This window comes from Aquitalea aquatica, assembly GCF_013911085.1.
GTDB lineage: Bacteria > Pseudomonadota > Gammaproteobacteria > Burkholderiales > Chromobacteriaceae > Aquitalea > Aquitalea aquatica.
The window spans coordinates 50602-76238 of record NZ_JACERN010000040.1; the positions used below are offsets into that span (position 1 = coordinate 50602).

22 protein-coding genes are annotated in these 25637 nt (G+C 62.4%); 14 read left to right on the plus strand and 8 right to left on the minus strand.

What is annotated here, in order from left to right; all coding sequences use genetic code 11:
- Positions 1–34: 34 nt before the first annotated feature.
- Positions 35–463 carry a ribosome maturation factor RimP gene (gene rimP, locus H2Z84_RS17060; RefSeq protein ID WP_181837055.1) on the minus strand — a complete coding sequence of 143 codons (429 nt, stop codon included), beginning with the start codon at positions 461–463 and terminating at the stop codon, positions 35–37.
- Positions 464–771: 308 nt separating this feature from the next.
- Here rimP and H2Z84_RS17065 point away from each other — a divergent pair, with 308 nt between their 5' ends.
- From H2Z84_RS17065 to dapE, 4 genes are all read left to right on the plus strand, one after another.
- The gene (locus H2Z84_RS17065) at positions 772–2451 is read left to right on the plus strand and encodes a long-chain-fatty-acid--CoA ligase (protein WP_181837017.1); all 1680 of its coding nucleotides are present in this window, start codon (positions 772–774) and stop codon (positions 2449–2451) included.
- Positions 2452–2586: 135 nt separating this feature from the next.
- Complete coding sequence (locus H2Z84_RS17070) at positions 2587–3744, plus strand: PilT/PilU family type 4a pilus ATPase (protein WP_181837018.1); 1158 nt, start codon at positions 2587–2589, stop codon at positions 3742–3744.
- Positions 3745–3759: 15 nt separating this feature from the next.
- Complete coding sequence (locus tag H2Z84_RS17075; RefSeq protein WP_181837019.1) at positions 3760–4110, plus strand: ArsC family reductase; 351 nt, start codon at positions 3760–3762, stop codon at positions 4108–4110.
- Positions 4107–5237 (plus strand): succinyl-diaminopimelate desuccinylase, encoded by a 1131-nt coding sequence (gene dapE / locus H2Z84_RS17080; protein ID WP_181837020.1) that lies wholly within the window; start codon positions 4107–4109, stop codon positions 5235–5237. The genes H2Z84_RS17075 and dapE overlap by 4 nt, the downstream gene beginning before the upstream one ends.
- Positions 5238–5259: 22 nt before the next feature.
- Here dapE and H2Z84_RS17085 read toward each other — a convergent pair whose 3' ends face one another.
- Positions 5260–5505: a hypothetical protein gene (locus H2Z84_RS17085; RefSeq protein WP_181837021.1), complete on the minus strand. Its 246-nt coding sequence runs from the start codon at positions 5503–5505 to the stop codon at positions 5260–5262.
- An 89-nt stretch (positions 5506–5594) separates the two neighbouring features.
- On the opposite strand from H2Z84_RS17085, the gene H2Z84_RS17090 reads away from it, so the two are divergent.
- The 7 genes from H2Z84_RS17090 (at position 5595) to H2Z84_RS17120 (ending at position 15339) form a co-directional block, all read left to right on the plus strand.
- Positions 5595–7574 (plus strand): SPFH domain-containing protein, encoded by a 1980-nt coding sequence (locus H2Z84_RS17090; RefSeq protein WP_181837022.1) that lies wholly within the window; start codon positions 5595–5597, stop codon positions 7572–7574.
- Positions 7575–7584: 10 nt separating this feature from the next.
- The gene (locus H2Z84_RS17095) at positions 7585–8565 is read left to right on the plus strand and encodes an SPFH domain-containing protein (protein ID WP_220272892.1); all 981 of its coding nucleotides are present in this window, start codon (positions 7585–7587) and stop codon (positions 8563–8565) included.
- Entirely contained in the window at positions 8565–9605 is a 1041-nt protein-coding gene (locus tag H2Z84_RS17100; protein WP_181837024.1) for an SPFH domain-containing protein, read from the plus strand. The genes H2Z84_RS17095 and H2Z84_RS17100 overlap by 1 nt, the downstream gene beginning before the upstream one ends.
- A complete protein-coding gene (locus H2Z84_RS17105) occupies positions 9602–11527 on the plus strand; it encodes a heavy metal translocating P-type ATPase (protein ID WP_181837025.1) in 1926 nt (641 codons plus the stop codon). Before H2Z84_RS17100 ends, H2Z84_RS17105 begins: the two co-directional genes overlap by 4 nt.
- 96 nt (positions 11528–11623) lie before the next feature.
- On the plus strand, positions 11624–12253 hold the full coding sequence (locus H2Z84_RS17110) for a MarC family protein (RefSeq protein WP_124643626.1): 630 nt from the start codon (positions 11624–11626) through the stop codon (positions 12251–12253).
- A gap of 338 nt (positions 12254–12591) precedes the next feature.
- The gene (gene ccoG / locus H2Z84_RS17115) at positions 12592–13932 is read left to right on the plus strand and encodes a cytochrome c oxidase accessory protein CcoG (RefSeq protein WP_181837026.1); all 1341 of its coding nucleotides are present in this window, start codon (positions 12592–12594) and stop codon (positions 13930–13932) included.
- Between the two features lie 27 nt (positions 13933–13959).
- On the plus strand, positions 13960–15339 hold the full coding sequence (locus tag H2Z84_RS17120; protein ID WP_181837027.1) for an aminotransferase-like domain-containing protein: 1380 nt from the start codon (positions 13960–13962) through the stop codon (positions 15337–15339).
- A gap of 5 nt (positions 15340–15344) precedes the next feature.
- Here the strand turns inward: H2Z84_RS17120 and recR are convergent, their stop codons facing one another.
- The 6 genes from recR to hrcA form a co-directional block, all read right to left on the minus strand.
- Entirely contained in the window at positions 15345–15974 is a 630-nt protein-coding gene (gene recR / locus H2Z84_RS17125) for a recombination mediator RecR (RefSeq protein ID WP_181837028.1), read from the minus strand.
- Between the two features lie 41 nt (positions 15975–16015).
- Positions 16016–16417 carry a GFA family protein gene (locus H2Z84_RS17130; RefSeq protein ID WP_181837029.1) on the minus strand — a complete coding sequence of 134 codons (402 nt, stop codon included), beginning with the start codon at positions 16415–16417 and terminating at the stop codon, positions 16016–16018.
- 84 nt (positions 16418–16501) lie between these two features.
- Positions 16502–16840: a YbaB/EbfC family nucleoid-associated protein gene (locus H2Z84_RS17135; protein WP_103523444.1), complete on the minus strand. Its 339-nt coding sequence runs from the start codon at positions 16838–16840 to the stop codon at positions 16502–16504.
- A gap of 1 nt (position 16841) precedes the next feature.
- Complete coding sequence (gene dnaX / locus H2Z84_RS17140) at positions 16842–18809, minus strand: DNA polymerase III subunit gamma/tau (protein ID WP_181837030.1); 1968 nt, start codon at positions 18807–18809, stop codon at positions 16842–16844.
- Between the two features lie 75 nt (positions 18810–18884).
- On the minus strand, positions 18885–19934 hold the full coding sequence (mltB, locus tag H2Z84_RS17145; RefSeq protein WP_181837031.1) for a lytic murein transglycosylase B: 1050 nt from the start codon (positions 19932–19934) through the stop codon (positions 18885–18887).
- Positions 19935–19966: 32 nt separating this feature from the next.
- Complete coding sequence (gene hrcA, locus H2Z84_RS17150; protein WP_181837032.1) at positions 19967–20983, minus strand: heat-inducible transcriptional repressor HrcA; 1017 nt, start codon at positions 20981–20983, stop codon at positions 19967–19969.
- A gap of 160 nt (positions 20984–21143) precedes the next feature.
- On the opposite strand from hrcA, the gene recA reads away from it, so the two are divergent.
- From recA to alaS, 3 genes are all read left to right on the plus strand, one after another.
- Positions 21144–22190 carry a recombinase RecA gene (gene recA / locus H2Z84_RS17155; RefSeq protein ID WP_103523440.1) on the plus strand — a complete coding sequence of 349 codons (1047 nt, stop codon included), beginning with the start codon at positions 21144–21146 and terminating at the stop codon, positions 22188–22190.
- Positions 22191–22207: 17 nt separating this feature from the next.
- Positions 22208–22669, plus strand: coding sequence for a recombination regulator RecX (gene recX / locus H2Z84_RS17160; protein ID WP_181837033.1), 462 nt, complete (start codon positions 22208–22210; stop codon positions 22667–22669).
- 112 nt (positions 22670–22781) lie between these two features.
- Positions 22782–25415 (plus strand): alanine--tRNA ligase, encoded by a 2634-nt coding sequence (alaS, locus tag H2Z84_RS17165; protein WP_181837056.1) that lies wholly within the window; start codon positions 22782–22784, stop codon positions 25413–25415.
- The last annotated feature ends 222 nt before the right edge of the window (positions 25416–25637 follow it).

Genomic DNA, 25637 nt, shown 5'->3' on the forward strand with positions numbered 1-25637 from the left:
TGTCCTTATGCGTGGCGTCAGAGCCCGCCTCCGCTCAAAACTCAGGCTCTAGCCTGGCTTTGTCGATATTGGTCAGGGCAATTGCCACGATGCGGCCGCCTTCCACTTCCAGCTTGACGGCGCCATCTTCAACCCCGGCAAGACGACCGGCAAACTTCTTTTGCTGCTCGACCGGCATGCGCGTCTTGATCTTGGCAAGCTGTCCGGCAAAGCGCACGAAGTCGGCCTCTTTCTTGAGAGGACGATCCAGCCCCGGGGAGGAAACCTCGAGCCGTTCGTAATTAACGTTTTCAACCGTAAACAGACGGGTCAGGTGGTTGCTTACCAGCACACAGTCTTCCACCGTGATACCACCGGGCTTGTCCATAAACACGCGATAACCGCCACCCTGGGTCATTTCGAAATCGACCAGTTCATAGCCTAGACCTGGCAGGGTGTTTTCCAGCAGCAAACGAACATCCATTGCTTCTTTCCACAAATAAAAAATGGGCGAAACGCCCATCCCTAAACATCGCGATTGTAACCCATTCCCGCGAAAAAGAAAACCGAAGCCTGTCAAGCCCCTACCCACCGCCGCCGCGCGCAGGTCCTGCGCTTTGCGCGAGTTTTTTACATACTGTAAATTAGCCGCAACCCGACGAAGTTCGGGTATATAAGAACGGGCGCAATGCCCGGTCGAAAATTCAGAAACAAATATATAGAAGACGCTCGCCAGCATAACCACTGCCGGCGCGGCACTCTCGAATCAGCACGATGGAGAAACCCTAAGATATGGAAAAGGTTTGGCTAAAGAATTACCAGCCGGGGGTACCACACGAGATCGACATCAACCAGTTCCAGTCGATTGTTGAGGTGTTTGATCGCAGCGCAACGAAGTTCCGCGACCGGCCAGCCATGGCCAATATGGACAAGGTACTGAGCTATGGCGAGCTGCAAACACTGACCGTGCAGTTTGCGTCCTTCCTGCAAAACACGCTGAAGCTACAAAAAGGCGACCGCGTGGCGGTGATGATGCCCAATTTGCTGCAGTATCCGGTGGCCGTATTCGGTACGCTGCGGGCTGGCGGCACCGTGGTCAACGTCAATCCGCTGTACACGCCGCGCGAACTGGAGCACCAGCTCAACGACTCCGGTGCCGAAACCATCGTCATCCTGGAGAATTTTGCCAATGTGCTGCAAGACGTGATCGGCCGCACCAAGGTCAAGAACGTCATCATCGCCTCGATTGGCGACATGCTGGGCTTCCCCAAGCGGCTGCTGGTGAACTTCGTGGTGCGCAAGATCAAGAAGATGGTGCCGGCATGGCAACTGCCCGGCCACATCGGCTTCAACGACGCCCTGGCAGCGGGTGCATCGCATAGCTTCAAGCCGGTAGAGATCGGCCATGAGGACATCGCCTTCCTGCAATACACCGGCGGCACCACGGGCATCTCCAAGGGTGCCATGCTGGTCCATCGCAACATCATTGCCAATATGCTGCAGGCGGGCAGCTGGGTGAAGCCGGCGGCGCGCGAGGGGCAGGAAGTCATCATCACCGCCCTGCCGCTGTACCATATCTTTTCGCTGACGGCCAACCTGATGGTGTTCACCGAACTGGGCGCGCTGAATATCCTGATCACCAATCCGCGCGACATCCCCGGCTTTATCAAAGAGATCAAGAAATACCGCGTCACCGCCATGACCGGGGTGAATACCCTGTTCAACGCGCTACTGAACAATCCGGACTTCCTGACCGTCGACTTCTCCAGCTGGCGGCTGGCGCTGGGCGGTGGCATGGCGGTGCAGAAGGCCGTGGCCGACAAGTGGAAGCAGGTCACCGGCGTCACCCTGGCCGAAGCCTACGGCCTGACCGAAACCAGCCCGGCAGCCTGCATCAACCCGCTGGATATCAAGGCCTATAACGGCACCATCGGCCTGCCGGTCCCCTCCACCGACATCGAGATTCGCGGTGCCGATGGGCAGGCGCTGCCGCAAGGTGAGCAGGGCGAGCTGTGTATCAAGGGCCCGCAAGTGATGAAGGGCTACTGGAATCGTCCGGACGAAACAGCCAAGGTCATTGACGAGCACGGCTTCCTGGCCACCGGCGACATGGCCATGGTGACGCCAGAAGGCTTCGTCAAGTTGGTGGACCGCAAGAAGGACATGATTCTGGTATCCGGCTTCAATGTTTACCCCAATGAAGTGGAAGACATTATCGCCAGCCACCCCGGCGTGCTGGAGGTAGCCTGCATCGGCGTGCCAGACGATAAATCCGGCGAGGTGGTCAAGGTATTCGTGGTGAAAAAAGACCCGGCCCTGACGGAAAAGGATGTCATCCACCACTGCCGCGAAAACCTGACCGGCTACAAGGTACCCAAGATGGTGGAGTTCCGTAGCGAACTACCCAAGACCAATGTCGGCAAGATTCTGCGCCGCGCACTGCGCGACCAGGAAGTCGGCAAACAGGCCTAAACCATCCAAGCCCGCGCAAGCGGGCTTTTTTCTTGCCTGCTGTCCCTCGTCGCCGACTGCAGGCACAATACGGCTATAACAAGGACAGTGTGCTGTCCGCCACAACAAATCTCTTGTATATCGGGAATACCAACCATGCTGATGCTGCCGTTCTTCAAGCTGATGGCCGACAAACAGGCCAGTGATATCTTTTTCACCGCGGATGCACCGCCACAGATCAAGATCGACGGCGTAACCCTGCCCATCAACGACAAGCCGCTGTCCGCCGACATCGTGCGCCAGCTGGCCTACAGCCTGATGAACGAGGTGGAAATCGCCACCTTCGAGCGCGAACTGGAGATGAACTTCGGCCGCCTGGTCGACACCCTGGGCAACTATCGTGTCAACATCTTCAAGCAACGCGGCACGGTGGCCATGGTGGTGCGCTTCATCCGCCCCAGGATTCCGTCGCTGGCCGAGCTGAACCTGCCGGATACACTGCAGGAACTGGTGCTGCAAAAACGTGGCCTGATTATCGTGGTGGGTGCCACCGGCAGCGGTAAAAGCTCGACCGTGGCGTCCTTGCTGGAGCATCGCAACCAGACCCAGTCCGGCCACATCCTGACCGTGGAAGATCCGATCGAATTCGTCTACCGTCATCAGAAATCCATCGTCAACCAGCGTGAAATCGGCGTGGACACCTTCTCCTACCAGAACGCCCTGAAGAACGCCATGCGCGAAGCGCCGGACGTACTGATGATCGGTGAAGTGCGTGATGCCGAGACCATGACCCACGCCATCAATTACGCGCAATCCGGCCACCTGTGCCTGAGCACCCTGCACGCCAACAACAGCTATCACATGCTCAACCGTGTCATCAGCATGTTCCCGACGGAAAGCCGCAATGCCTTGCTGATGGACCTGTCGGTCTCCTTGCGCGCGGTGATCTCCCAGCGGCTGATTCCCACCAAGGACGGCAAGCAGATTCCGGCGCTGGAAATCCTGATCAATACCCCGCACATTGCCGAGCTGATCCGCAACGGCGAGGTGGACCAGATCAAGGAAGCCATCGAAAACAGCATGAGCGAAGGCGCGCAGACTTTCGAACAATCCCTGTTCCGGCTCTACCAGCAAGACCGCATTCTGCTGGACGACGCCTTGAAAAATGCCGACTCGCCCACCAATCTGTACTGGCTGATCAACCATGCCCAGAACAAGCAGGCCGAAACACAAACGAACAGCAAGCAACAGCAGGAGCGGCAAGACAACGACAGCACTGCTACCAGCTTTGACGGATTCACCCTGGATTTATAAAACAAGCACACACACATGATCACCCTCTACGGCATCCCCAACTGCAATACGGTCAAGAAAGCCCGCCAGTGGCTTACCGAACAGCAGATCGACTACGTATTCCACGATTTCAAGAAACAGGGCGTTACGGAAGCGCAATTGCAAGGCTGGATAGACGCCATCGGCCTGTACAAGCTGATCAACCGCCAGGGCACCACCTGGCGCGGCCTGTCTGACGAACTCAAAGCCCAGGCGGCCACGCCGGCTGGGGCCATCGCCGTACTGCAGGCGCAGCCCTCCATTATCAAGCGACCTGTACTGGAGCAAGCAGGCAAGACCAGCGTGGGCTTTAATGAGGCGCAATGGGCCGAGGAGTTCGGCGCATGAGCAAAACACTGGACCTCACCTGCGAACTGATCCGCCGCGACTCGGTCACCCCGCGTGACGCTGGCTGCCAGCCACTGCTGGCCGAACGGCTGCAGGCGCTGGGCTTTGTCATTGAAAACATGCGTTTTGGCGAGGTGGACAATCTGTGGGCACGCCGTGGCAATAGCGGCCCGCTGCTGTGCTTTGCCGGCCATACCGACGTGGTGCCGAGCGGCCCGACCGAACAGTGGGACAGCCCGCCGTTCGAGCCGCGCCAACGCAACGGCCTGTTGTACGGCCGTGGCGCGGCTGACATGAAAGCCTCGCTGGCGGCCTTCATCACCGCCATCGAAGCCTTTGTGGCCGATCACCCGCAGCACAGCGGCAGCATTGCCCTGCTACTGACTTCGGATGAAGAAGGCGTGGCGACGGATGGTTCGGTCAAGGTAGTGGATACGCTGGAAGCTCGCGGCGAGCTGATCGATTACTGCATCGTCGGCGAACCCACCTCGGACCAGCAACTGGGCGACACCATCAAAAACGGTCGCCGTGGCTCGCTGTCCGGCCGGCTGGTGATCCACGGTATCCAGGGTCATATTGCCTATCCGCATCTGGCCAAGAATCCGGTACACCTGATGGCCCCGGCACTGGCCGAGCTGGCCAGCACCGAGTGGGACCAGGGCAATGCATTCTTCCCGCCCACCAGCTGGCAGGTATCCAACATCCACGCCGGCACCGGTGCGGTGAACATCATTCCCGGCCTGTGTGAAATCCGCTTCAACTTCCGCTTCAGCCCGGAAAGCTCGGTGGAATCGCTCAAGGACCGGGTGCACGCCATTCTGGATCGTCACGGTCTGGGCTATGAACTGCACTGGTCGCTGTCCGGCCTGCCCTTCATCACCGCTCCTGGCGCACTGACCGACGCCCTGAGCAGCGCCATCCACCAGGTCACCGGGCAGAGCGCCGAGCTGTCCACCACCGGCGGCACTTCGGATGGCCGCTTCATCAAGCGCATCGCGCGCGAGCTGGTGGAATTCGGCCCGGTCAATGCCACCATTCACAAACTGAACGAATGCGTGGAAATAGCCCACCTGGAACCGCTGGCGGAAATTTACCAGCGCACACTGCAACAGCTGCTGCCGGACTGAAACAGTCGGGGTATCGAACAGGCTAGGGCTGCGGCCCGGCTGGATAGCACAGCGGGCAAGCCGGATTACCGCATTTCAGCGCGTACTTGCCCAGCAAGCTGTGCAACTGGCCGGAAGGGTCGAGACATTGGTACTGCCCGGCCGCCGCCGGCTGCACTGCTGCGGCAGGCTCGGCCTGCTGTGGCGGCTGTGCCGCAGGCAGGCTGGCCGCGCATGTGCCACCAGCCAGCAGCAGAAATGACACGCTGAGGTAATTCGCCTGTGTCATGATTTGCTTACCTTTTATTCGGCCTATCTTCCCGGCCAGTGTAGCATTGCCGACACAGCCAGACGCCCTGATCGCCCCACCCCCGGAATATGAAGACGCCAGCCACTCTCCCACCTGCCTCTGCTAACTGCCGCCACGAGCGACAATATCGCGTCGGCAGCCTGCTGGCCATGCTGGCGGCAGCGGGCTGCCTGCTGTGCAGCCTGTTGCTAGCCGAGTGGCCGGCACGCCTGTTGTGGCTGAGCTATGCCGCCACACTCAGCCTGCAGTCCGGTCTACTCAATGCGGCGGCCAGCCGAGCGGGTTGGCGCCGTCGCCGCCAAGGCGCTGCCGCGCTAGCTTTGCTGACCCTTAGCCTGCCCTCCTGGCGTGGCAAGCCACCACACTCAAGCAGCACTGCCAAGCAGCAAAGCCAGCTACTGCGCCGCTTGTTGCTGTGGCCACGGCTGCGGCGGCTGATCGGCCGTCACACCGGCTGGCCGGTGATCTGGCAGGCCTTGGGCAGCCTGCTGGCACTATTGCTGTCCGTGCTACTGGTGCGGGCCGAGTTAAGTGCTGGGCTGATCGCTGACATCAGCCGCCAGTCCTTGCTACTGCCAGCACTGTGCGGACTGCTGGCTGCCTTCGCCTGCCTGCTGCTGGAGCGCAGGCAGGCTCAGGAAAACACTGCCGACTGGCCGGAAGCGCCGCTGCTGCTCACCCTGTCACGCGCCATCATTCTCGCCCTGCTACTGCCAGCGCTGTGCGGATTCGGCCTGATGCTGGGTCTGGACTGGCTATTACCCGGCCTGCAGCTAGCCGGCTACTGGATGCTACTGCTCAGCGCCGAACTGCTGCTACGCGCCCTGCTGAGCGGATTCCACCCCTATCACCGGCAGCAGGCAACGCCACCAGCCTTCAATAGCGTGTTGGCTTCGCTCATGCAGCGCAGCAACCCCGTACAGCGACTGCGCCAACAGCTGCAACAAGGGCTGGGGCTGGAGTTGCGCCACAGCTGGGCTTTGCGCTTTCTCGGCAGTGCGCTGCGCCCGCTGGCCGGCGGCTTGCTGTTGTGCGGCTGGCTGCTCAGCAGTCTCAGCATTATTGGTATCGACCAGCGCGGCATCTATCAACGCTTTGGCGCCGCCGTGGCCGTATGGCAACCTGGCCTGCACCTGGGCCTGCCGTGGCCACTGGGTCGCGTCAGCTATATCGAGAATGGCCAGGTTCACCAGCAGGCCAGCACCGTACTGCAGAATAAAGACGATGACGGACCGACTGCCGCCATCAGCAGTAACCGCCTGTGGGATGGCCAACACCGCGCAGAAAGCATGCAGCTGATTGCCAGCGGACGTGGCAGCAACCAGTCCCTCCAACTGATGGGGCTGGATGTCCGGCTGGTCTACCGCCAGGGCTTGCGCGATGCAGACGCACTGGCGCTGTACCGGCTGGCTGATGCGCCGGCACTGCTGCACAGCCTGGCCGAACAGACCATGCTGCATTACTTTGCCGGCCAGCAGCTCGATCAACTGCTGGGCGAGGGGCTCTCAGCCACCGCTCTGCAACTGCGAAACCGGATCCAGCAGCAGCTGGACCGCTCCGCCGCCGGCATCGAGCTGCTGGCCGTGGTCATTCAGGCCATTCACCCACCGGCCGCCGCCGCCAATGCCTATCATGGCGTGCAGGCCGCGCAGATTCTGGCCCAAGCCAATGTGGCGGCCGAGCGGGCCCAGGCGGTGCGCAGCCACAGTGCCGCCGTGCAGGCCGCCCTGCACCAGAGCGCTGCTGCCAGTGCAGCCGCTGCCGAGCAACTGGCCACCAGCCGCGCCGACGCCATTACCTTCCAGGCCGACCAGCAGGCTTACCAGCTGGCAGGCCAGACCTTTTTGCTGGAACGCTATCTGCATGCACTGGCACACGGGCTGAGCCACACCCGACCGCTGATCATCGACCACCGCATCCAGGCCGCCCAGCTACCCACCATCGATCTGCGGCCGCCCGGCAGTACGCCGACGCTGCCCGGCGTCGAAGTCAAGCCGCCGCCCATTGCTACCGAGCCTGCCGCCCGTGCGGCGGTGCCGCGCCCCTGAGGAGTCCGTGTTGGACCATTCCGCTCACCATCACCACACAAGCACGCCACCCCTACCACGCCGCAGCCTGCTATCGCGACAGCTGGCTGCCGTGGCCGTGCTGTTGCTGGCTGCCCTCGCCTGCTGCCTGCTGCAAGTTCACTCCGGCGAAGCCGTGGTCATTACCCGTTTTGGCGACCCGGTACGCGTACTGCTGCAACCGGGCCTGGCATGGCGACTGCCGCCACCGCTGGAAAGCGCCATCACGGTTGACCTGCGCCTGCGCACCACGTCCAGCGGCCTGCAAGATGTCGGCACCCGCGATGGTTTGCGCGTCATCATGCAAAGCTATGTGGCCTGGCAAGTACCAGCCGATGCCACCCACATCACCCGCTTCTTGCGGGCAGTACAAAACCAGCCGGAAGAAGCCTCGCGCCAGATTGCCACCTTTGCCGGCTCAGCCATGGAAACCGGCAGCAGCAGTTTTGCCCTGTCCAGCCTGGTGAATACCGATGCCAGCCAGCTGCGCATCAGCCAGCTCGAGCAGCGGCTGCGCCAGCAACTGGCCCCGCAGCTGCTGACCAGTTATGGTGTGCGGGTGGTGGATGTCGGACTGGAGCGGCTGACGCTGCCAGCCGTCACGCTGGATGCCACCGTGGCGCGCATGCGCGCCGAGCGCGACACCATCGCAGCGGAACGCACGGCCAGCGGCAATGAAGAGGCCGCCGCCATCCGCGCCAATGCGGCACGCGATGCCCGTATCCGCCAGGCCGATGCCAGTGTGGCGGCAGCGCAGATCGAAGCCGGTTCACGGGTGGAAGCAGCCCGCATCTACGCCGAGGCCTACCAGCGCGCACCGGAGCTATACAAGACACTGCGCTCACTGGATACCCTGAACAGCGTGGTCAACAGCTCGACCCAGCTGGTATTACGCACCGATGCTGCTCCTTTCCGTGCGCTGGTGGATGGCCCGCCAGGACTGACAGCACCCAAGAGTACAAAGAGCCACTGATGCCGAGCGCCGAGCACACCGCCAGCCCGCTGGAACAATCACTCCGCCTGAGCTACCGCCTGCTTCTGGGCGTGACGCTGCTGGCCGGCCTGGCCTGGCTGTTTGGCCATGTGCGACCGATACCGGCCGACAGCCAGGCCGTCGTCCTGCGCTTTGGCGCGGTCGAGCGGGTTCAGCATGCCGGGCTGTTGCTGGCCTGGCCCAGCCCGATCGAGGAAGTCCTGCTGCTGCCCGCTGGCGAGCGGCTGCAGCAGCGCCAGATCACCGGGCTGGCCCGCAACGCGCATGCGCTGGCACTGGATGGTGCCGGCACCGCGCTGCGCCAGATGGGCGACGAGCTGGCGGGTTCGGGTTATCTGCTAAGCGGCGACCTGGGCGTGGTACAGCTGAACGCCACCGTCTACTACCAGATTGACGATGCCATGGCCTATGCCGTGCAGGGCGAGCAGGCACTGCCGGCGCTGGACAGGCTGGTCAGTGCCGCCGCCCTGCAACTGAGTGCCGGACGTGATCTGGACAGCATCCTGGTCAGCCGTGGCAGTACTGCCTCTGGCCAACTGGCCATACAACGCGAACGACTGCGCGCCGAACTGGTGGCGGCCGCCAACCAGCGCCTGCAAGCACTACGCCAACGAGGCGTGGCGCTGGGTATCCGCATCGTGCGCATCGACTTGCTATCCAGCCTGCCACACCAGGCCCAGGCTGCCTTTGATGCGGTGCTGACTGCCGACCAGACCGTGGAACGGCAACTGGCACTGGCACGTACCGCGGCCGCCCAGCAGCAACAATACGCCAGCGCCGCCGTCAGCACCCTTCTCAATAATGCCCGCGCCCACGCCAATGAAAGGCTGGCGCAGGCACGCAGCGAAACCACAGAAATCAGCGCACTTGCCCCGCACATGCAACAGAGCGACGGCCCGGAGCTGCTGCGCCAGCTCTACCGTAACCGCATGCAGAGCGTGCTGGCCAAGGCTGGCCAGCTCAGTACCATCGCGCCGGACAGCAGTAGCCGGCTGATCCTGCCCGGAGTACGACCATGAGCTTGTGCTGCACCCCCGGTGGCAATGGCCTGCTCAGCCCGGCCGAACAACGCGGACTGCGCCGGCAACTACTGCTGGCCATCTGCGCCGTCGGCCTGTTGCTGCTGGCGGCGTACTGGCAGTTTGCCGTAGACAATGGCAGTGCCCTGGCGCAATGGCTGACCGCCGCCGCCGCCCTGCTGATGGCCGGGCCGGCCTTGCGTGCGGCCTGGCACAGCCTGCAGCACCCCGACCTGCATGGCATGACCGACCTGCTGGTAGCGCTGGCCATCATCGGCGCCTGGGCCAGTGGCGACCTGCTCAGCGCCGCCCTGCTGCCCATCCTGATGGTGCTGGGTCATGTCCTGGAAGAACGCAGTCTGCTGGGTTCGCAAGAGGCCATCCAGGCGCTGTCCACGCTCACCCGCAGCCGCAGCCGCCGCCTGCTGGCCGATGGCAGCTACGAGGACATCGACAACAGCCAGCTGCGTAGCGGCGACTGTGTGGAAGTCCGCCCCGGCGACCGTATTCCGGCCGACGGCATGGTACGCCAGGGCCACTCCAGCCTGGACACATCGGCCATCACCGGCGAATCCCTGCCGCAAGATGTGACCAGCGGCAGTCAGGTGTATGCCGGGGCAGTCAATCTGCAAGGGCTGCTGCAGGTGGAAATCAGCCAGGTGGGTGAGCAGTCGGCCCTGGGCCGCATCACGGCCCTGATGCGCGAGGCCGAAATGGCCAAGCCACCGATTACCCGGCTGGTGGAAGGCCATGCCGGTGCGTATCTGGGCTTGGTACTCGCCTTGGCAGCACTCTGCTGGTTTATCAGCCGTGATACCCAGGCCATGCTGGCAGTGCTGGTGGCCGCCTGCCCCTGTGCGCTGGTGCTGGCCACACCGGCAGCAGCGGTCGCCGGCGTGGCGGTGGCGGCGCGCCATGGCATCCTGATTCGTGGCACGGCTTTTCTGGAAGAACTGGCCGATGTCTCCGCGCTGGTCATCGACAAAACCGGCACCCTCACCAGCGGCCAGCTCAGCCTGCAGCGGGTGGAAGTGCTCGACGCCGGCCCGGGGCCGGACATCCAGCTGCTGGCGGCCAGCCTAGGAGCCAGCAGCAGCCACCCGGTCAGCCGGGCGCTGGCCACGCTGGCCGGCACACAGCCGCTGCTGCCACTGACTGCCGTGCAGGAGATGGCCGGCATGGGCTTGCAAGCCAACACTGCATGGGGACCGGCCGTGCTGGGCCGGCCGGCCCTGCTGCAGCAGATGGGTATCAGCCATCTGCCACCGGCGCGTGGCGCGGCTTCGCTGGTCGGGCTGGCGCTCGATGGCCGCTTGCTGGCCTGGTTTCATCTGGCGGACACCCCGCGCCCGGAAGCGGCAGAGGCCATGCAGCAGCTAAGGCAGCTGGGCCTGCAGCGCCAGCTCTTGCTGACCGGCGACCATGCCGCAGCGGCCGAACCGCTGGCGCAAGCGCTGGGTATAGAACGCGTAGTCGCCCAGGTATTGCCGGCCGGCAAGCTGGCCGCGGTACAGGCAGAAATCAGCGCCGGCTACCGCCCGCTGGTGGTGGGCGATGGCATCAATGACTCGCTGGCGCTCAAGGCCGGTGCCGTCGGCATTGCCATGGGCGCGCAGGCGGCCGATATTGCCGTGGCTGCAGCCGACGTAGTGTTGATCAGCAAGGATCTGCGCCGGCTGGCCACTGCCATTCGCCTGAGCCGGCAGTGTCGCCGCACCCTGTCGCTCAATGTGGCACTCGGCCTGGGCTGGACCGCCCTGCTCACCCTGCTGGCGGCGCTGGGCCTGCTGGGTTCAGCCGGGGTATTGCTGGCTGCACTGCTGCATAACCTGAGCAGCCTGCTGGTGATGGCCAATGCCGGACGGCTGCTGCGCTTTCAGGACCGGCTACCAGCACTGGTCACCCCACCTAGCACCTCGTAAAGCCAGACTGCATGCCATGCTACTGGCGCAAGCCTGCAGCTTTGCGTCCCCGGCATGAATGCCAAGCGGCTGCCGCTGACTTACCATAAGGCCACCATGGAACTCGAAATCGCCAAAATCTTTATCGCCCTGCTGGTGCTGGTTAATCCGCTGGGGGCCATTCCTATCTTCATCAGTCTGACGCCCAACGCCAGCCAGCTGGAGCGCAAGCGCATTGCCAAAACCACCACGCTGGCCGTGGCGGTCGTGCTCTGCCTGTTTGCCGTGGTGGGCGAAACCCTGCTGCATTTTCTGGGCATCAGCATTGGTTCTTTCCAGGTAGGTGGCGGTTTGCTGGTGATGCTGATTGCCATCGCCCTGATGAACGCCCAGCCAGCACCCACCAAAACCACCCAAGAAGAACGATCAGAAGCGGAAGCCAAGACCAATATCGCGGTCGTGCCACTGGCCATTCCTCTGTTGACCGGCCCTGGCACCATTTCCACTGTCATCATTTACGCCTCCACCGCCCATTCCTGGGTGCAGGTGGTGTATCTGCTGATCAGCAGTCTGCTGGTAGCGGTGACCTGCTATGGCGCACTGGTGCTGGCCTCGCCCATCAGCCGCCTGCTGGGTCAGACCGGCATCAATATCGTCAACCGGGTGATGGGTATGCTGCTGGCTGCGGTATCGGTGGAGATCATTGTCGATGGCCTGTACCGGCTGTTTCCGCAGCTGTCGCGCTAAGAGCGGCTAACAAAATAGCGTAGCGTCCCTGGGGCAAGGCGCGCCGACGCAGACAGTACACAAAGTACGGCAAGGAGGCGCAACGCAGCAGCAGGTTTTTTGTTAGCGGCTCTAAACCATCCGCCAGATCCCGGCCCTTGGCCGGCTTGATCTGGCGCAAACCATCTGTATCGAATCTGTTATCAGCCGGCCATGATCAGCCTTTGACATAACAGATCAAATTATTGATATATAAAGAATATCTGGCATCTGTACATACAAATAGGCTAACAACTGTGCATTGTCTGTCATGGTGACAGCGCCTACAAAGTGCGGGTTATCTTTCCGGACCTCGCACCATGACCCAGCCCGTCCCCATCAAGATTTATCCGCGCCTGACCAGTGGCCGCTTCAACACTATCCGCGTGGCACTGGTTGTCCTGACCCAACTGGTTTTCCTCGGCCTGCCCTGGCTGCGCTGGAATGAGCGCCAGGCCGTGCTGTTTGATCTGGATCGCCACCAGTTTTTCATCTTCGGTGCCAGCTTCTGGCCACAGGATTTCGTATATCTGGCAGCCTTGCTGGTGCTGTGCGCGCTGGGGCTGTTCTGGTGGACTACGCTAGCCGGGCGATTGTGGTGTGGTTATTCCTGTCCGCAAACGGTCTACACCCAGATCATGCTGTGGATAGAGCGGCTGGTCTTGGGCGATCACAAGGCCAGGCGCAAGCTGGACGCCGCCCCCAACAGCGCCGGCAAACTCACGAAAAAAGGGCTGGCCCACGGCCTGATGCTGCTGTTTTCGCTGTGGACCGGCTTTTCCCTGGTGGCCTACTTCACCCCAGCCAACCAGCTGGCAGGCAGCCTGTGGCAGGGGGCGCTGGGGCCGTGGGAAAGCTTCTGGATCTTGTTCTACGCCGCGTTTACCTATTTGCTGGCCGGGCAACTACGGGAAAAAGTGTGCACACATATGTGTCCGTATGCCCGCTTCCAGGGTGCGATGTTCGACCGCGACACGCTGATCATCTCCTACGACGGCCAGCGTGGCGAACCGCGCGGCAAGCAGGCGGACAAGTCCGCCGGTGGCTGCATCGACTGCGGCATCTGCGTACAGGTTTGCCCCACTGGCATCGACATTCGCAATGGCCTGCAATACGAATGCATTGGCTGCGCCGCCTGCATCGATGCCTGCGATCAGGTGATGGACCAGTTGCATGCCCCGCGCGGGCTGATCCGCTACACCAGCGCTGCGGCACTGGAAGGCCAGACTGACATCAAGCCGGCCTGGCGGCGTCCACGCGTGCTGTTTTACAGCGGTCTGCTGCTGGGCATCAGCGTGCTGTCGGTGGTGAGCTTTCTCAACCGCATTCCGTTCAAGGCCGACATCCTGCGCGACCGCGCCACCCTGGTGCGGGAAACCGACGATGGCTGGCTGGAAAACAGTTACAGTGTGCGGCTGATCAACAGCAGCGAGCTGCCGCAACGCTTCGTCATCAGCGTGGAAGGCCTGCCGGGCATCCGCCTGGCGACTGCCAACCGGCCGGTGGCACTGGCGGCTACCGCCACCGAAACCATAGGCTTGCGAGTACAGGTGGAGCCGCAGTACGCTGCCAAGGGCGCGCATGACATCCGTTTTGTCATCCGCTCGCTCGACCAGCCCGGCCATGTGCTGCAGGAAAAAAGCAGCTTTATCGGCGACTGAGCCCCACACCATGCGAGTCCTTCATTCATGAGCAAAACCCTGCAGCTGGCACAATTGTTCCGCCATGCCATCGAACAGGGCCAGCTGCGCGCCGGCGACCGCCTGCCCTCGCTGCGCCGGCTGTGCCAGGATCATGGCGTCAGCCTCACCACCGCCCAGCGCGCCTATGCCGAACTGGAAAGACAGGGCTTGCTGCAAGCCCTGCCCCGCTCCGGTTTTCGCGTCTGTACACCGGCGGCCTCCTTGCGCCCGGCCGAACCGGCCAGCGACGGCGTGCTGCGCATGGAGCACCTGACCACCGCCCTGCCCATGCCCTGGGGCTGCCCCTTCATCAACCCGGCACTGATCAACACCACCCAGATGAACCGTGCCCTCAGCCGGGCGCTGCAAGACTACCGCGCCGCGCTGTCCAGCACCCCGATAGAAGGCTTCGAGGGCTTGCGCCGCGAACTGGGCCTGCATTATCTGAGCCAGGGCATTACCCTGGCGGGGGACGAACTGCTGATTACCTGCGGCGGCATGGAGGCGCTGACACTGGCCATGCGCGCAGCGGTCAGCGCCTCTGGCAGCCACAGCATGGTGGTGGTGACTCCTGCCTTCCCGGCGGCGCTGGACCAGCTACGCCACCTGGGCATCAGCATGCTGCCACTGGCGCTGTCCGAGCAGGGCTGCCTGGATCTGGAGGCGCTGGATAAGCTGCTGCAAGAGCAACGCCCGGCCGGCATCGTGCTGATGGCCAATTTCCAGCACCCTACCGGGCTGCTGCTGCCAGAAGCGCAAAAGCGCGCCCTGGTGGCACTGGCCGAGCGCCATCGCGTGTGCATCATCGAGGACGACACCTACCGCGAGTTGTATTTCGGCACGCAGGGGGCCAGCCCGCTCAAGGCCCATGATCGCAGCGGCACGGTGCTGCACTGCTCATCCTTCAGCAAATCGCTGGCACCGGGCTACCGGGTGGGCTGGATCGCCGCCGGGCGGCTGAGCAATACCGTGCGCGGCCTGAAACTGTGCAGCTCGCTGGGCACGCCGCTGCCCAGCCAGATGGCACTGGCGCGGCTGCTGGCTTCCGGCCAGCACGGCGACATGCTGCAGCGGCTGCGCGCCAGCCTGCGCAGCCGACGCGATGCCATGCAGGAGCAGATAAAGGAGAGTTTTCCAGCCGGCAGCCGGCTATTGCAGCCGGAGGGTGGTTACTTTCAGTGGGTGATCCTGCCCGAGGGGCTGGATTGTGCGGCGCTCCTGCCCATGGCCATTGAGCAAGGCATTCACTACGCGCCATCGACACTGTTCTACCCGCAACACGGACCAAGCAATGCGCTGCGGCTGAACTTCAGCTTTTTCGATCCACTGCATCAGCGCGAGGGCGTGGCGCTGCTGGGCGCACTGCTGCGCCAGGCACAGGAATAAACCGCTCAGCCCGGCTGGGCAGACGGATCAGCCGGCGGAGTCAGCGACTTGCGTTCGTATACCGCCTGCGCCAGCGTACTCAGGTCGACATATTCCAGCTCGCCACCCACCGGCATGCCACGGGCGATGCGCGACACCTTGGGGCCGCGCTCTTTCAGCAGTTCGGCAATCATATGGGCGGTAACCTCACCCTCGGCGGTAAAGTTGGTGGCAATCACCACCTCCTCCACCACGTCGTCCAGTGCCCGCACCATCAGCTTGTCCAGATTGACATCCTTGGGACCGATATTGTCCAGCGGCGAGATACGGCCCATCAGCACGAAATACAGGCCCTGATAGCATTTGGCCTGCTCCAGCGTCATCAGGTCGGCCGGCATTTCCACCACGCACAGCTGATCCGGCCTACGCTCGGGATCGGCACAGATGCTGCACAGCGGGGTTTCGCTAAAGGTATTGCAACGCTCACAATGGGTCAGCCGGGTCAGGGCCCGGTCCAGCGCGCGCGCCAGCTTGTCGGCACCGCTCTTGTCCCGTTGCAGCAAATGGAAGGCCATGCGCTGGGCGGTTTTGGGGCCGACACCGGGTAATACCTTGAGGGCGGCAATCAACTGGTCGAGCGCGGGTGGGTTTTTCATCGGCAAACAGGCAGGAAAGGATAAGGAAAGGTAAGCCGGCTTCAGTCCGGCCCGCCCTGCGGATAACGCGGCAAGGCATCGTCAAGGTGAAACCAGGGAATGGCGCTGTCGGTCCATTCGTGGCAATCAGGCGGCAGCGACTCCGGCTGCTCCAGCGTGGCGACGGTTATTTCCAGCCGCTGGCTGCCATCGGTGCATTCATAAAACAGCGTGCTGCCACAGGCCGGGCAGAAATGCCGCAACCCCAGCGGTGACGAGCGATAGGCTGTGGTCGCACCTTGCCAGCTGACGGCGTGGCGGGCAAACAACGCCCCCAGATAAACCGGTGCACCGGCTGCCAGCTGGCAGGTCTTGCAATAGCAGTAAGACACGCCAAGAGGCCGGCCCTGGCACTGGTACCGTACCGCGCCACACAGGCAATGGCCATGCAATACCTGTTCCATCACGGCTCCCTGGCTGCAGCAGGGCCATCAAGCCCCGCCATGGGTCACGACCGGGCCGCAATGCGGCTGGTCGTGCGGGCTGGATTAGAAGGGCAGCTTCATACCGGCCGGCAGATTCAGGCCATTGGTGAAACCGGACATCTTTTCCTGGGAAGTGGCTTCTACCTTGCGTACCGCGTCGTTGACGGCGGCGGCGATCAGGTCTTCCAGCATTTCCTTGTCTTCCTTGGCATCGTCCAGCAGGCTGTCGTCGATGGACACGCGCTTTACATCGTGGCCGCAGGTCATGACGATTTTCACCAGGCCGGCACCGGATTGGCCTTCCACTTCCACAGTGGCCAGCTCTTCCTGGGCCTTCTTCATGTTTTCCTGCATTTGCTGGGCTTGCTTCATCAGACCAGCGATACCATTTTTACCGAACATTTCACAACTCCTGAACAGGTTGAATCGTTTCAGCGATCAGCGTAGCGCCCATATCGCGCACCAGTTGCTGAATCACCGGATCGTTTTCCAGGCAAATCCGGGCCTGGGCCAATTGTTCCTGGCGGTGGCGAGCGCCCTGCATGGCCGGTGTTTCCAGCCCCAGTTCTTCTATCGTCACCACCAGTTCTACTGGCTGACCAAACTGCTCGGTCAGCGCAGCCTTGAGTTTTTCCTGATAATCGCGGGTAGCCATGTGGCGGAAGCTATCCGGCACCGCCAGTTCCAGCCGCGACTGGCTCCAGCCCTTGAGCACGGCATTGTGCGCCAGCATACGCGAGGCCCCCAGACGGGTGCCCAGCTGCGTGACCAGCCCGCCCCAGTCACCATCAAACTGATAAGGCGATGCGTCCACCGTGACCGATTCTTCGGCCATGGCGTAGGCCGGCATGGCTTCTTCTGCCTCGGTCTCATCCCACGGAGCGGTATTGTCGAGCTCGGTCTCATCCTCGTCGTCGCGCTCGTCGTCATCTGCGGCGACAGACGGGGCAGCCTGTGCAATGACTGCCGGAGCTGGCGCAGTCACCACTGGCTCGGCTGGCGCAACAGCTACAGCAGATACAGCAGGCGTGACAGGCTGCGCTGGCGCAGGAGCGGCTAGCGGCGCGGGTGCAGCAGGTTCGGGTTCGGCGTCAGCCGCCGTGCCAGGCTCTTGCGCAGCTGGTCGGCTGGCTGGCTTGCGATTCCCCAGGCCAGCCAACAAGGCGCGGGCGGCAGCCGAACCATCCACCCCGGCATCGGGCTGTGCCGGCATCGCCACTGGCGCTGGCCGAGTGGCCGCCGCAGCAGTATTACTGCGCGGCGCGGCTACGCTGTCGGGCTGGGCATGGGCCGGATGAAAGGCCAGCATGCGCAGCAAGGTCATGTTGAAGCCAGCATGCTCATCGGGTGCCAGCGCCAGATCCTTGCGGCCATGAATGGCGATCTGGTAGTACAACTGCACATCTTGCGGTGCGATCAGGCTGGCCAGTGCAAATAGCGCTTCGCGCTCCGGCTCGTCATCGGCAATGGCCGCAGGCACGGTCTGTGCCATGGCCAGTTGCTGCAGCAGCACGGCCATTTCGGCCAATACGCTGTCAAAACCGATACCGCGCTGTGCCAGCTGTTCCGCCTCGGCCATCAGGCGCGGGCCATCTGCGGCCGCCAGCGCGTCCAGCAGCACGAACAGATAGCGGCGATCCACCGCACCCAGCATGGCACGCACGCCCTCTTCCCGTACCTCGCCCATGCCATAGGCAATGGCCTGGTCCAGCAGCGACAGCGCATCGCGCATCGAGCCGGCAGCGGCGCGTCCCAGCAAGGCCAATGCCGCCGGTTCGAAGCTTTGCTGTTCCACTTCCAGCACATGCGCCAGATGGCCAGCCACCTGCTGCGGCGTCATGTTGCGCAGGGAGAACTGCAGGCAGCGCGACAATACCGTGACCGGCACTTTTTGCGGATCGGTGGTGGCCAGGATGAACTTGACGTGGGCCGGCGGCTCTTCCAGCGTCTTCAGCATGGCGTTGAAGGCACTCTTGGACAGCATGTGCACTTCGTCGATGATGTAGACCTTGAAGCGGCCGGAGGTGGGCGCGTACTGGGCGTTTTCCAGCACCTCGCGGATATTGTCGATGCCGGTATTGGAGGCGGCGTCGATTTCCAGCAAGTCGACAAAGCGCCCGGCGTCGATCTGGCGACAGGCCGAACACTCGCCGCAAGGCTCGGCGGTGGTGCCGGTTTCGCAGTTGAGGCTCTTGGCCAGAATGCGTGCGATGGTGGTCTTGCCCACCCCGCGCGTGCCGGTCAGCAGATAGGCGTGGTGCAGCCGCTCTTCATTCAGGGCATTGGAGAGGGCGCGCACCACGTGCTCCTGACCGACCAGATCGGCAAAGCGTTTGGGGCGCCACTTGCGGGCAAGGACTTGATAGCTCATGGGGGCGGATTTTAATGGCAATTGGCCGGCAAGGCGACTCCTTTTGGCTGGAGCCGCCTGCCGGCTGGCCCGGCCTTACTGGGCCGGGGTCGGCTCTGCTGGCGTGGCAGCCGGCTGGGCCGCTTGCAGCGCCTGGGCATTGAGATAACGCAGGCGCAATTCGGCGGCCAGTTCCTGTGCCACCTTGGCATACAGGGTGCTCTTGTTATAGCGGGTGATGACGTAGAAGTTGTTCAGCCCCAGCCAGTATTCGGTGACACCCGGCGCAGTTTCCAGCGGCACCAGCACCGCCTGCACATGGTCGGCCACCTGAGCCTGCGGCAACACGCCACGTGCCTTGAGTTCGCCCACGGTCAGGTGCAGATTGAATTTGTCGGCCACCAGCCCGCTGACATCCACCCCCGGCTGCACTGCCGCCGGAATGATGATGTCGTCGCCATGGCGCCAGCCTTGCAGCTGGAAGTAATGCGCCACGCTGCCGATGGCATCGTCGACGTTGTTCCAGATGTCGCGATGGCCGCTGCCGTCAAAATCCACCGCCCATTTGCGGAAGCTGGACGGCATGAATTGCGGCAGGCCCATCGCCCCAGCGTAAGAGCCTTTCAGCGACAGCGGGTCGATACCTTCTTCCTTGGCCAGCTTGAGGAATTCGGTCAGCTCGCCGCGGAAATACTCGGCGCGGCGCGGGTAGTTGAAGGCAATGGTGGACAGGGCATCGGCCAGGCGGAAGCTGCCGGTATTGCGGCCATAATTGGTTTCGATGCCCAGAATGGCCACCACCATTTCCGGCGGCACGCCGTACACCTGCTCGGCGCGCTGCAAGGCGGCGGCATGCTGCTGCCAGAAGGCCACGCCGCTCTTCAGCAGGCGCTCGTTATAAAAGCTGGAACGGAACTGGTACCATGGCCGCGAAGTGGAAGGCTTATCGAGAATGGCGATGATATTGGGCTTGATTTCCACATTGGCAAACACCGCTTCCAGCTCCGGGCGATTGAACACGCCGCTGGCTACCTGCTCGTCGATATAGCGCTGTACATCGGGGCGGGCCAGAAAAGCCGCATCGGCTTGCGCCAGAGAAGACATCACGCCGCCGGCAAGGGCGGCGGCCATCAACAATCGTTTCATCAGGGGTTTCCGTTAGGTGCCGTCGTGGCGGCTTAATAGGAGAGCGCGCTGGAGACCAGTCTGGCGGTGATGTCCACGATGGGAATCACCCTCTCATAGGCCATGCGGGTGGGGCCGACCACACCCAGTGTACCGACCACCAGGCCATTGATGCGATAAGGCGCGGTCACCACCGAACACTCGTCCAGTGTCATTACACCAGACTCCTCACCAATGAAAATGTTCACGCCCTGGGCTTCCTGGCCCTGGTTCAGCAGCTTCAACAGTTCGGTCTTGCGCTCGAAAGTGGCAAACAGCTCGCGCAGGCGCGACAGGTCTTCCGACAGGTCGCGCACATTCAGCAGATTCATGCCGCCGGCAATCACCACCGCATCACTGGGGCTGCCCAGCGAGTTCTGACCAAAGCGTACGGCAGCGGCCATCAGTTCGGTGATATTGCCCTGCAGTTCGCGCAGTTCGCTGGCCACCAGGCTGGCAATCACGCCAAGGCCCTGGCCGGCATAATGCTGGCTGATGAAGTTGCCGGCTTCTATCAGCTCGCTGGGGCTGTAGTCGCGCTCGGTGGACAGCAGGTGGTTCTGCACATCGCCATCCAGCGTCACCAGAATCATCAGGATGCGCCGCTCGGACAGCCGCAGGAATTCGATCTGGCGGAAGGCCACGTCGGAACGCTGCGGCGTCACCACCACCCCGGCAAAATGGGTGAGATCGGACAGCAAGGTAGACGCCGCCTGGGCAATGCGCTGCGGACTGTCCGGCTGCAGGCTGCTTTGCAGCTCGCGCATGGCCAGTTCTTCCAGCGGCTGGATGGTGAGCAGGTGATCGACAAACAGGCGATAGCCCTTGGCCGTGGGAATGCGTCCGGCCGAAGTGTGCGGCGAGGCAATCAGCCCCATGCCCTCCAGATCAGCCAGAATGTTGCGGATGGACGCGGACGACAGCTCCATGCCGGACAGCATGGACAGGGTTTTCGATCCCACCGGCTGACCATCGGCAATATAGCGTTCGATCAGCGTTTTCAGCAGACGTTGTGCGCGCTCGTTCATCATGCTCTCATTTTACCTGACCAGGCGATTCCGGCCAGCCTCTCCATCAATACCATGTTGCGCGTGTTGGCGTCATTTCAAGCTGCCATTCGCATTTGTCGGCTCTTGGCTTTGTGCGATAATCCCCCATCTATTGGTCCCACTACACGCAATTGGAGACAGCATGGCGTCAGAAGACAAGAGCCGCGCATTGGCGGCTGCCCTTGCCCAGATCGAAAAGCAGTTCGGCAAGGGGTCGATCATGCGGATGAGCGACAACCAGATCAATGAAAACCTGCAGGTGGTATCCACCGGCTCGCTGGGCCTGGACCTGGCGCTGGGTATCGGCGGTCTGCCGCGTGGCCGTGTCGTGGAAATCTACGGCCCGGAATCTTCCGGTAAAACCACGCTGTGTCTGCAGGCCGTGGCCGAAGCACAGAAGCTGGGCGGCACCTGCGCCTATATCGACGCAGAAAACGCACTGGACCCGATCTACGCCCAGAAGCTGGGTGTAAAAGTGGAAGACCTGCTGATTTCCCAGCCGGACACCGGCGAGCAGGCCCTGGAAATCTGCGACATGCTGGTCCGTTCCAGCGGCGTGGACGTGATCGTGATCGACTCGGTGGCCGCACTGGTTCCCAAGGCCGAAATCGAAGGCGAAATGGGCGACAGCCACGTTGGCCTGCAAGCCCGCCTGATGAGCCAGGCCCTGCGCAAGCTGACCGCCAACATCAAGCGCACCAACACTCTGGTGATCTTCATCAACCAGATCCGCATGAAGATCGGCGTGATGTTCGGCAACCCGGAAACCACCACCGGTGGTAACGCGCTGAAGTTCTACGCCTCGGTGCGCCTGGACATCCGTCGCGTTGGCGGCATCAAGAAGGGTGACGAAGTCATCGGCAACGAAACCCGCGTCAAGGTGGTGAAGAACAAGGTATCGCCCCCGTTCCGCCAGGCTGATTTCGACATCCTGTACGGCGAAGGCATCAGCCGCGAAGGCGAAATCATCGAGCTGGGCGTCAAGCATGGCTTTGTTGACAAATCCGGTGCCTGGTATGCCTACAACGGCCAGAAAATCGGCCAGGGCAAGGACAATACCCGCGAATGGCTGAAGTCCAACCCGGCCATTGCCCAGGAAATCGAAGCCAAGATCCGTGACGCCGTCGGCATCAAGGTAGAAATTACCGAGAACGACGAAGAGCTGGCCGACGACATGCTGGACGCGTGAAACGCACCGGCTTGTCGATGGGAAAAAGCCTGAAGGCGCGAGCCGTCGATCTCCTGTCCCGCCGGGAATACACCCGGCGGGAACTGGAGCGGCGGCTCGCGCCGTTTGCCGAAAGCCCGGAACAACTCGCTACCCTGCTGGACGAGCTGGCCGAGCGCAACTGGCAGTCAGATAGCCGTTTTGCCCAGCAGTTTGCCGACATCAAGGGCCAGAAATACGGTAGCCGCCGCCTGCAGCAGGAAATGCGCCAGCGCGGCGTGGGCAAGGAAGACATTGCCCAGGTACTGGAAGATCGCGACGACCTGAGCCTGGCCCGCAGCCAGTGGGAAACAAAATTCGGCAGCGTAGCCGACACCCCGCAGGAAAGAGCCCGCCAGATGCGTTTTCTGGCCGCGCGCGGCTTTGGCATGGACATCATCCGCCAGGTGATGGCAGGCAGCCCCATGGATGAAGATTTTCCGCCGGACAACGCAGACTGAGCGTAGCCGGAGCCGAAGCCCTTGCCAGCCTTGTTGCGGCTTGACACAATCCAGCATGCTCAGCATCAGCCCCCACGCCGATGCCAACGAATTCAATCTCGACGAAAACGACATGAAAACCTCAGAAATTCGCCAGAAATTCCTGGATTTCTTCGCCTCCAAAGGCCACCAGGTAGTAGCTTCCAGTTCGCTGGTACCGTGGGAAGACCCCACCCTGCTGTTTACCAATGCCGGCATGAACCAGTTCAAGGACGTGTTCCTCGGCTTTGACAAGCGCCCCTACAGCCGCGCCACCACCAGCCAGAAATGCGTACGCGCCGGCGGCAAGCACAACGACCTGGAAAACGTCGGCTACACCGCACGTCACCATACCTTCTTCGAAATGCTGGGCAACTTCAGCTTCGGCGACTACTTCAAGCGCGACGCCATCCACTTCGCCTGGGAATTCCTCACCGGCGAACAATGGCTGGCACTGCCGAAGGACAAGCTGATGGTGACGGTATACGCCACCGACGACGAAGCCTTCGACATCTGGAACAAGGAAATCGGCGTTCCGGCCGACAAGATCGTCCGCATCGGCGACAACAAGGGCGCGCCCTACGCTTCGGACAACTTCTGGCAGATGGGCGACACCGGCCCTTGCGGCCCGTGTACCGAAATTTTCTATGATCACGGCGACCACATCTGGGGCGGCCCTCCGGGAAGCCCGGAAGAAGACGGCGACCGCTTCATCGAAATCTGGAACAACGTGTTCATGCAGTTCAACCGCGACGAGTCGGGCACCATGCACCCGCTGCCCAAGCCGTCGGTTGATACCGGCATGGGTCTGGAGCGTATCTCGGCCGTGCTGCAACACGTACACGCCAACTACGAGATCGACCTGTTCCAGAACCTGCTGAAAGCCGCTGCCCGCGAAACAGGTGTGGCCTTCAGCATGGACATCCCCTCGCTGAAGGTGATTGCCGACCACATCCGCGCCTGCTCCTTCCTGATTGCCGATGGCGTGATCCCGTCCAACGACGGCCGTGGCTATGTGCTGCGTCGCATTATCCGCCGCGCCATCCGCCACGGTTACAAGCTGGGCCAGAAGGGGCTGTTCTTCTATAAGCTGGTAGCTGATCTGGCCGCCGAAATGGGCGATGCCTATCCGGAACTGCGTCAGAAGCAGGCCGAGATCGAAGACAGCCTGCGCCAGGAAGAACTGCGCTTTGCCGAAACCCTGGACAAGGGCATGGCGCTGCTGGAAACCGCACTGGCCGCCAACAGCAAGGTGCTGGATGGTGAAACCGCCTTCAAACTGTACGACACCTTCGGCTTCCCGCTGGACCTGACTGCTGACATCTGCCGCGAACGCGAAGTGGAAGTGGATCAGGACGGCTTCGACAAGGCGATGGAAGCCCAGCGTGAACGCGCCCGTGCCGCCTCGTCCTTCAAGATGGCTGGCAATGTCGATTACAGCGGTGCTGACACCGTATTCAACGGCTACGAATCCACCAGCGTGGATGCCAAGGTACTGGCACTGTACAAGGGCAATGAAGCCGTACAGCAACTGGAAGCCGGCGACGAAGGCATCGTGGTGCTGGACAACACCGCCTTCTACGCCGAAGGCGGTGGTCAGGTAGGCGATGTGGGTGAAATCTCCGCCCAGGGCGGCGTGGCTGCACTGTTCGACGTGGCCGACACCCAGAAAGTACAAGCCGCCGTATTCGGTCACAAGGGCCGTCTGGCCCGTGGCAGCCTGAAAGTGGGCGACAGCGTGACCGCCACCATCGACCTGCACCAGCGCGCAGCCACCGCACGCAACCACTCGGCCACCCACCTGCTGCATGCCGCCCTGCGCCATGTACTGGGTGAACACGTGGCGCAGAAGGGTTCGCTGGTGAACCCGGAACGTGCCCGCTTCGACTTCGCCCACAACGAGCCGGTTTCCGCCGAGCAAATCGCCGAAGTGGAGCGCATAGTCAACCGCGTGGTCATCCACAACGTGGAAGTCAGCGTGGGCCACATGTCCTACGACGACGCCATCAAGGCCGGTGCGATTGCCCTGTTCGGCGAAAAGTATGGCGACACCGTACGCGTACTGAAAATGGGCGATTTCTCCACCGAACTGTGCGGCGGTACCCACGTCAAGCGCACCGGTGACATCGGCCTGTTCAAGATCATCGCCGAAACCGGCGTGGCTGCTGGCGTGCGCCGTATCGAAGCCGTGACCGGCGAAGGCGCCGTAGCCCTGGTACAGGCACAGGATGGCGAACTGAAAGCCGCTGCCGCCATTGCCCAGGCTCAGCCGGGCGAACTGCTGTCCAAGCTGGAAAAACTGCAGGCCGAACTGAAAGCTGCGCAGAAACAGGCGCAGCAGTTGAAAGGCCAACTGGCACTGGGTCAGCTCGACCAGTTGCTGGCCAGCCAGCAGCAAGCCATCAAGGGCGTGTCCTGCCTGATCAGCAAGATCGAGGATATCGACGCCGCCACCCTGCGCGACATGAGCGACAAGCTGATGGACAAGCTGGAAAGCGGCGTAGCCCTGCTGGCCTGCGTGGCCGATGGCAAGGTAAGCCTGATTGCCCGCGTCTCCAAGGACCTGACCGGCAAGGTCAAGGCCGGTGAGCTGGTGAATCAGGTGGCCCTGCAAGTGGGTGGCAAGGGCGGCGGTCGTCCGGACATGGCACAAGCAGGTGGCACTCAGCCGGAACACCTGGCCGCCGCACTGGCCAGCCTGCCGGCCTGGCTGGAAGGCAAGCTGTAAACAGCTGACTGACAGCAAGCTATAGAGCCGCGGGGGCATACCCTGCGGCTTTTGTCATTTGCAGCGCTTATACTTTGTTACAGACCGAGCGCGGCGAACAAAACAGCGCAGCCCCACTTGGCGCAAAGCCTGCCGACGCCGACCGTACAAGGGCAGGGCCATCAGGCGCAATGCCGTACCAGGGATTTTGTTAGCCGCTCTAAATGAGCAATCACCGGAGAG

What these genes read in the sequence shown, in the direction of transcription:
- ccoG (WP_181837026.1), top strand. Translation starts at nt 12,592, where the DNA reads ATGACCCAGCCCGTCCCCATCAAGATTTATCCGCGCCTGACCAGTGGC.
- H2Z84_RS17135 (WP_103523444.1), bottom strand. Translation starts at nt 16,840, where the DNA reads ATGTTCGGTAAAAATGGTATCGCTGGTCTGATGAAGCAAGCCCAGCAA.
- alaS (WP_181837056.1), top strand. Translation starts at nt 22,782, where the DNA reads ATGAAAACCTCAGAAATTCGCCAGAAATTCCTGGATTTCTTCGCCTCC.
- H2Z84_RS17120 (WP_181837027.1), top strand. Translation starts at nt 13,960, where the DNA reads ATGAGCAAAACCCTGCAGCTGGCACAATTGTTCCGCCATGCCATCGAA.
- H2Z84_RS17100 (WP_181837024.1), top strand. Translation starts at nt 8,565, where the DNA reads ATGCCGAGCGCCGAGCACACCGCCAGCCCGCTGGAACAATCACTCCGC.
- recR (WP_181837028.1), bottom strand. Translation starts at nt 15,974, where the DNA reads ATGAAAAACCCACCCGCGCTCGACCAGTTGATTGCCGCCCTCAAGGTA.
- rimP (WP_181837055.1), bottom strand. Translation starts at nt 463, where the DNA reads ATGGATGTTCGTTTGCTGCTGGAAAACACCCTGCCAGGTCTAGGCTAT.
- recA (WP_103523440.1), top strand. Translation starts at nt 21,144, where the DNA reads ATGGCGTCAGAAGACAAGAGCCGCGCATTGGCGGCTGCCCTTGCCCAG.
- H2Z84_RS17085 (WP_181837021.1), bottom strand. Translation starts at nt 5,505, where the DNA reads ATGACACAGGCGAATTACCTCAGCGTGTCATTTCTGCTGCTGGCTGGT.
- H2Z84_RS17105 (WP_181837025.1), top strand. Translation starts at nt 9,602, where the DNA reads ATGAGCTTGTGCTGCACCCCCGGTGGCAATGGCCTGCTCAGCCCGGCC.
- dapE (WP_181837020.1), top strand. Translation starts at nt 4,107, where the DNA reads ATGAGCAAAACACTGGACCTCACCTGCGAACTGATCCGCCGCGACTCG.
- H2Z84_RS17065 (WP_181837017.1), top strand. Translation starts at nt 772, where the DNA reads ATGGAAAAGGTTTGGCTAAAGAATTACCAGCCGGGGGTACCACACGAG.
- H2Z84_RS17090 (WP_181837022.1), top strand. Translation starts at nt 5,595, where the DNA reads ATGAAGACGCCAGCCACTCTCCCACCTGCCTCTGCTAACTGCCGCCAC.
- H2Z84_RS17070 (WP_181837018.1), top strand. Translation starts at nt 2,587, where the DNA reads ATGCTGATGCTGCCGTTCTTCAAGCTGATGGCCGACAAACAGGCCAGT.
- dnaX (WP_181837030.1), bottom strand. Translation starts at nt 18,809, where the DNA reads ATGAGCTATCAAGTCCTTGCCCGCAAGTGGCGCCCCAAACGCTTTGCC.
- H2Z84_RS17110 (WP_124643626.1), top strand. Translation starts at nt 11,624, where the DNA reads ATGGAACTCGAAATCGCCAAAATCTTTATCGCCCTGCTGGTGCTGGTT.
- H2Z84_RS17075 (WP_181837019.1), top strand. Translation starts at nt 3,760, where the DNA reads ATGATCACCCTCTACGGCATCCCCAACTGCAATACGGTCAAGAAAGCC.
- mltB (WP_181837031.1), bottom strand. Translation starts at nt 19,934, where the DNA reads ATGAAACGATTGTTGATGGCCGCCGCCCTTGCCGGCGGCGTGATGTCT.
- H2Z84_RS17130 (WP_181837029.1), bottom strand. Translation starts at nt 16,417, where the DNA reads ATGGAACAGGTATTGCATGGCCATTGCCTGTGTGGCGCGGTACGGTAC.
- hrcA (WP_181837032.1), bottom strand. Translation starts at nt 20,983, where the DNA reads ATGATGAACGAGCGCGCACAACGTCTGCTGAAAACGCTGATCGAACGC.
- recX (WP_181837033.1), top strand. Translation starts at nt 22,208, where the DNA reads ATGGGAAAAAGCCTGAAGGCGCGAGCCGTCGATCTCCTGTCCCGCCGG.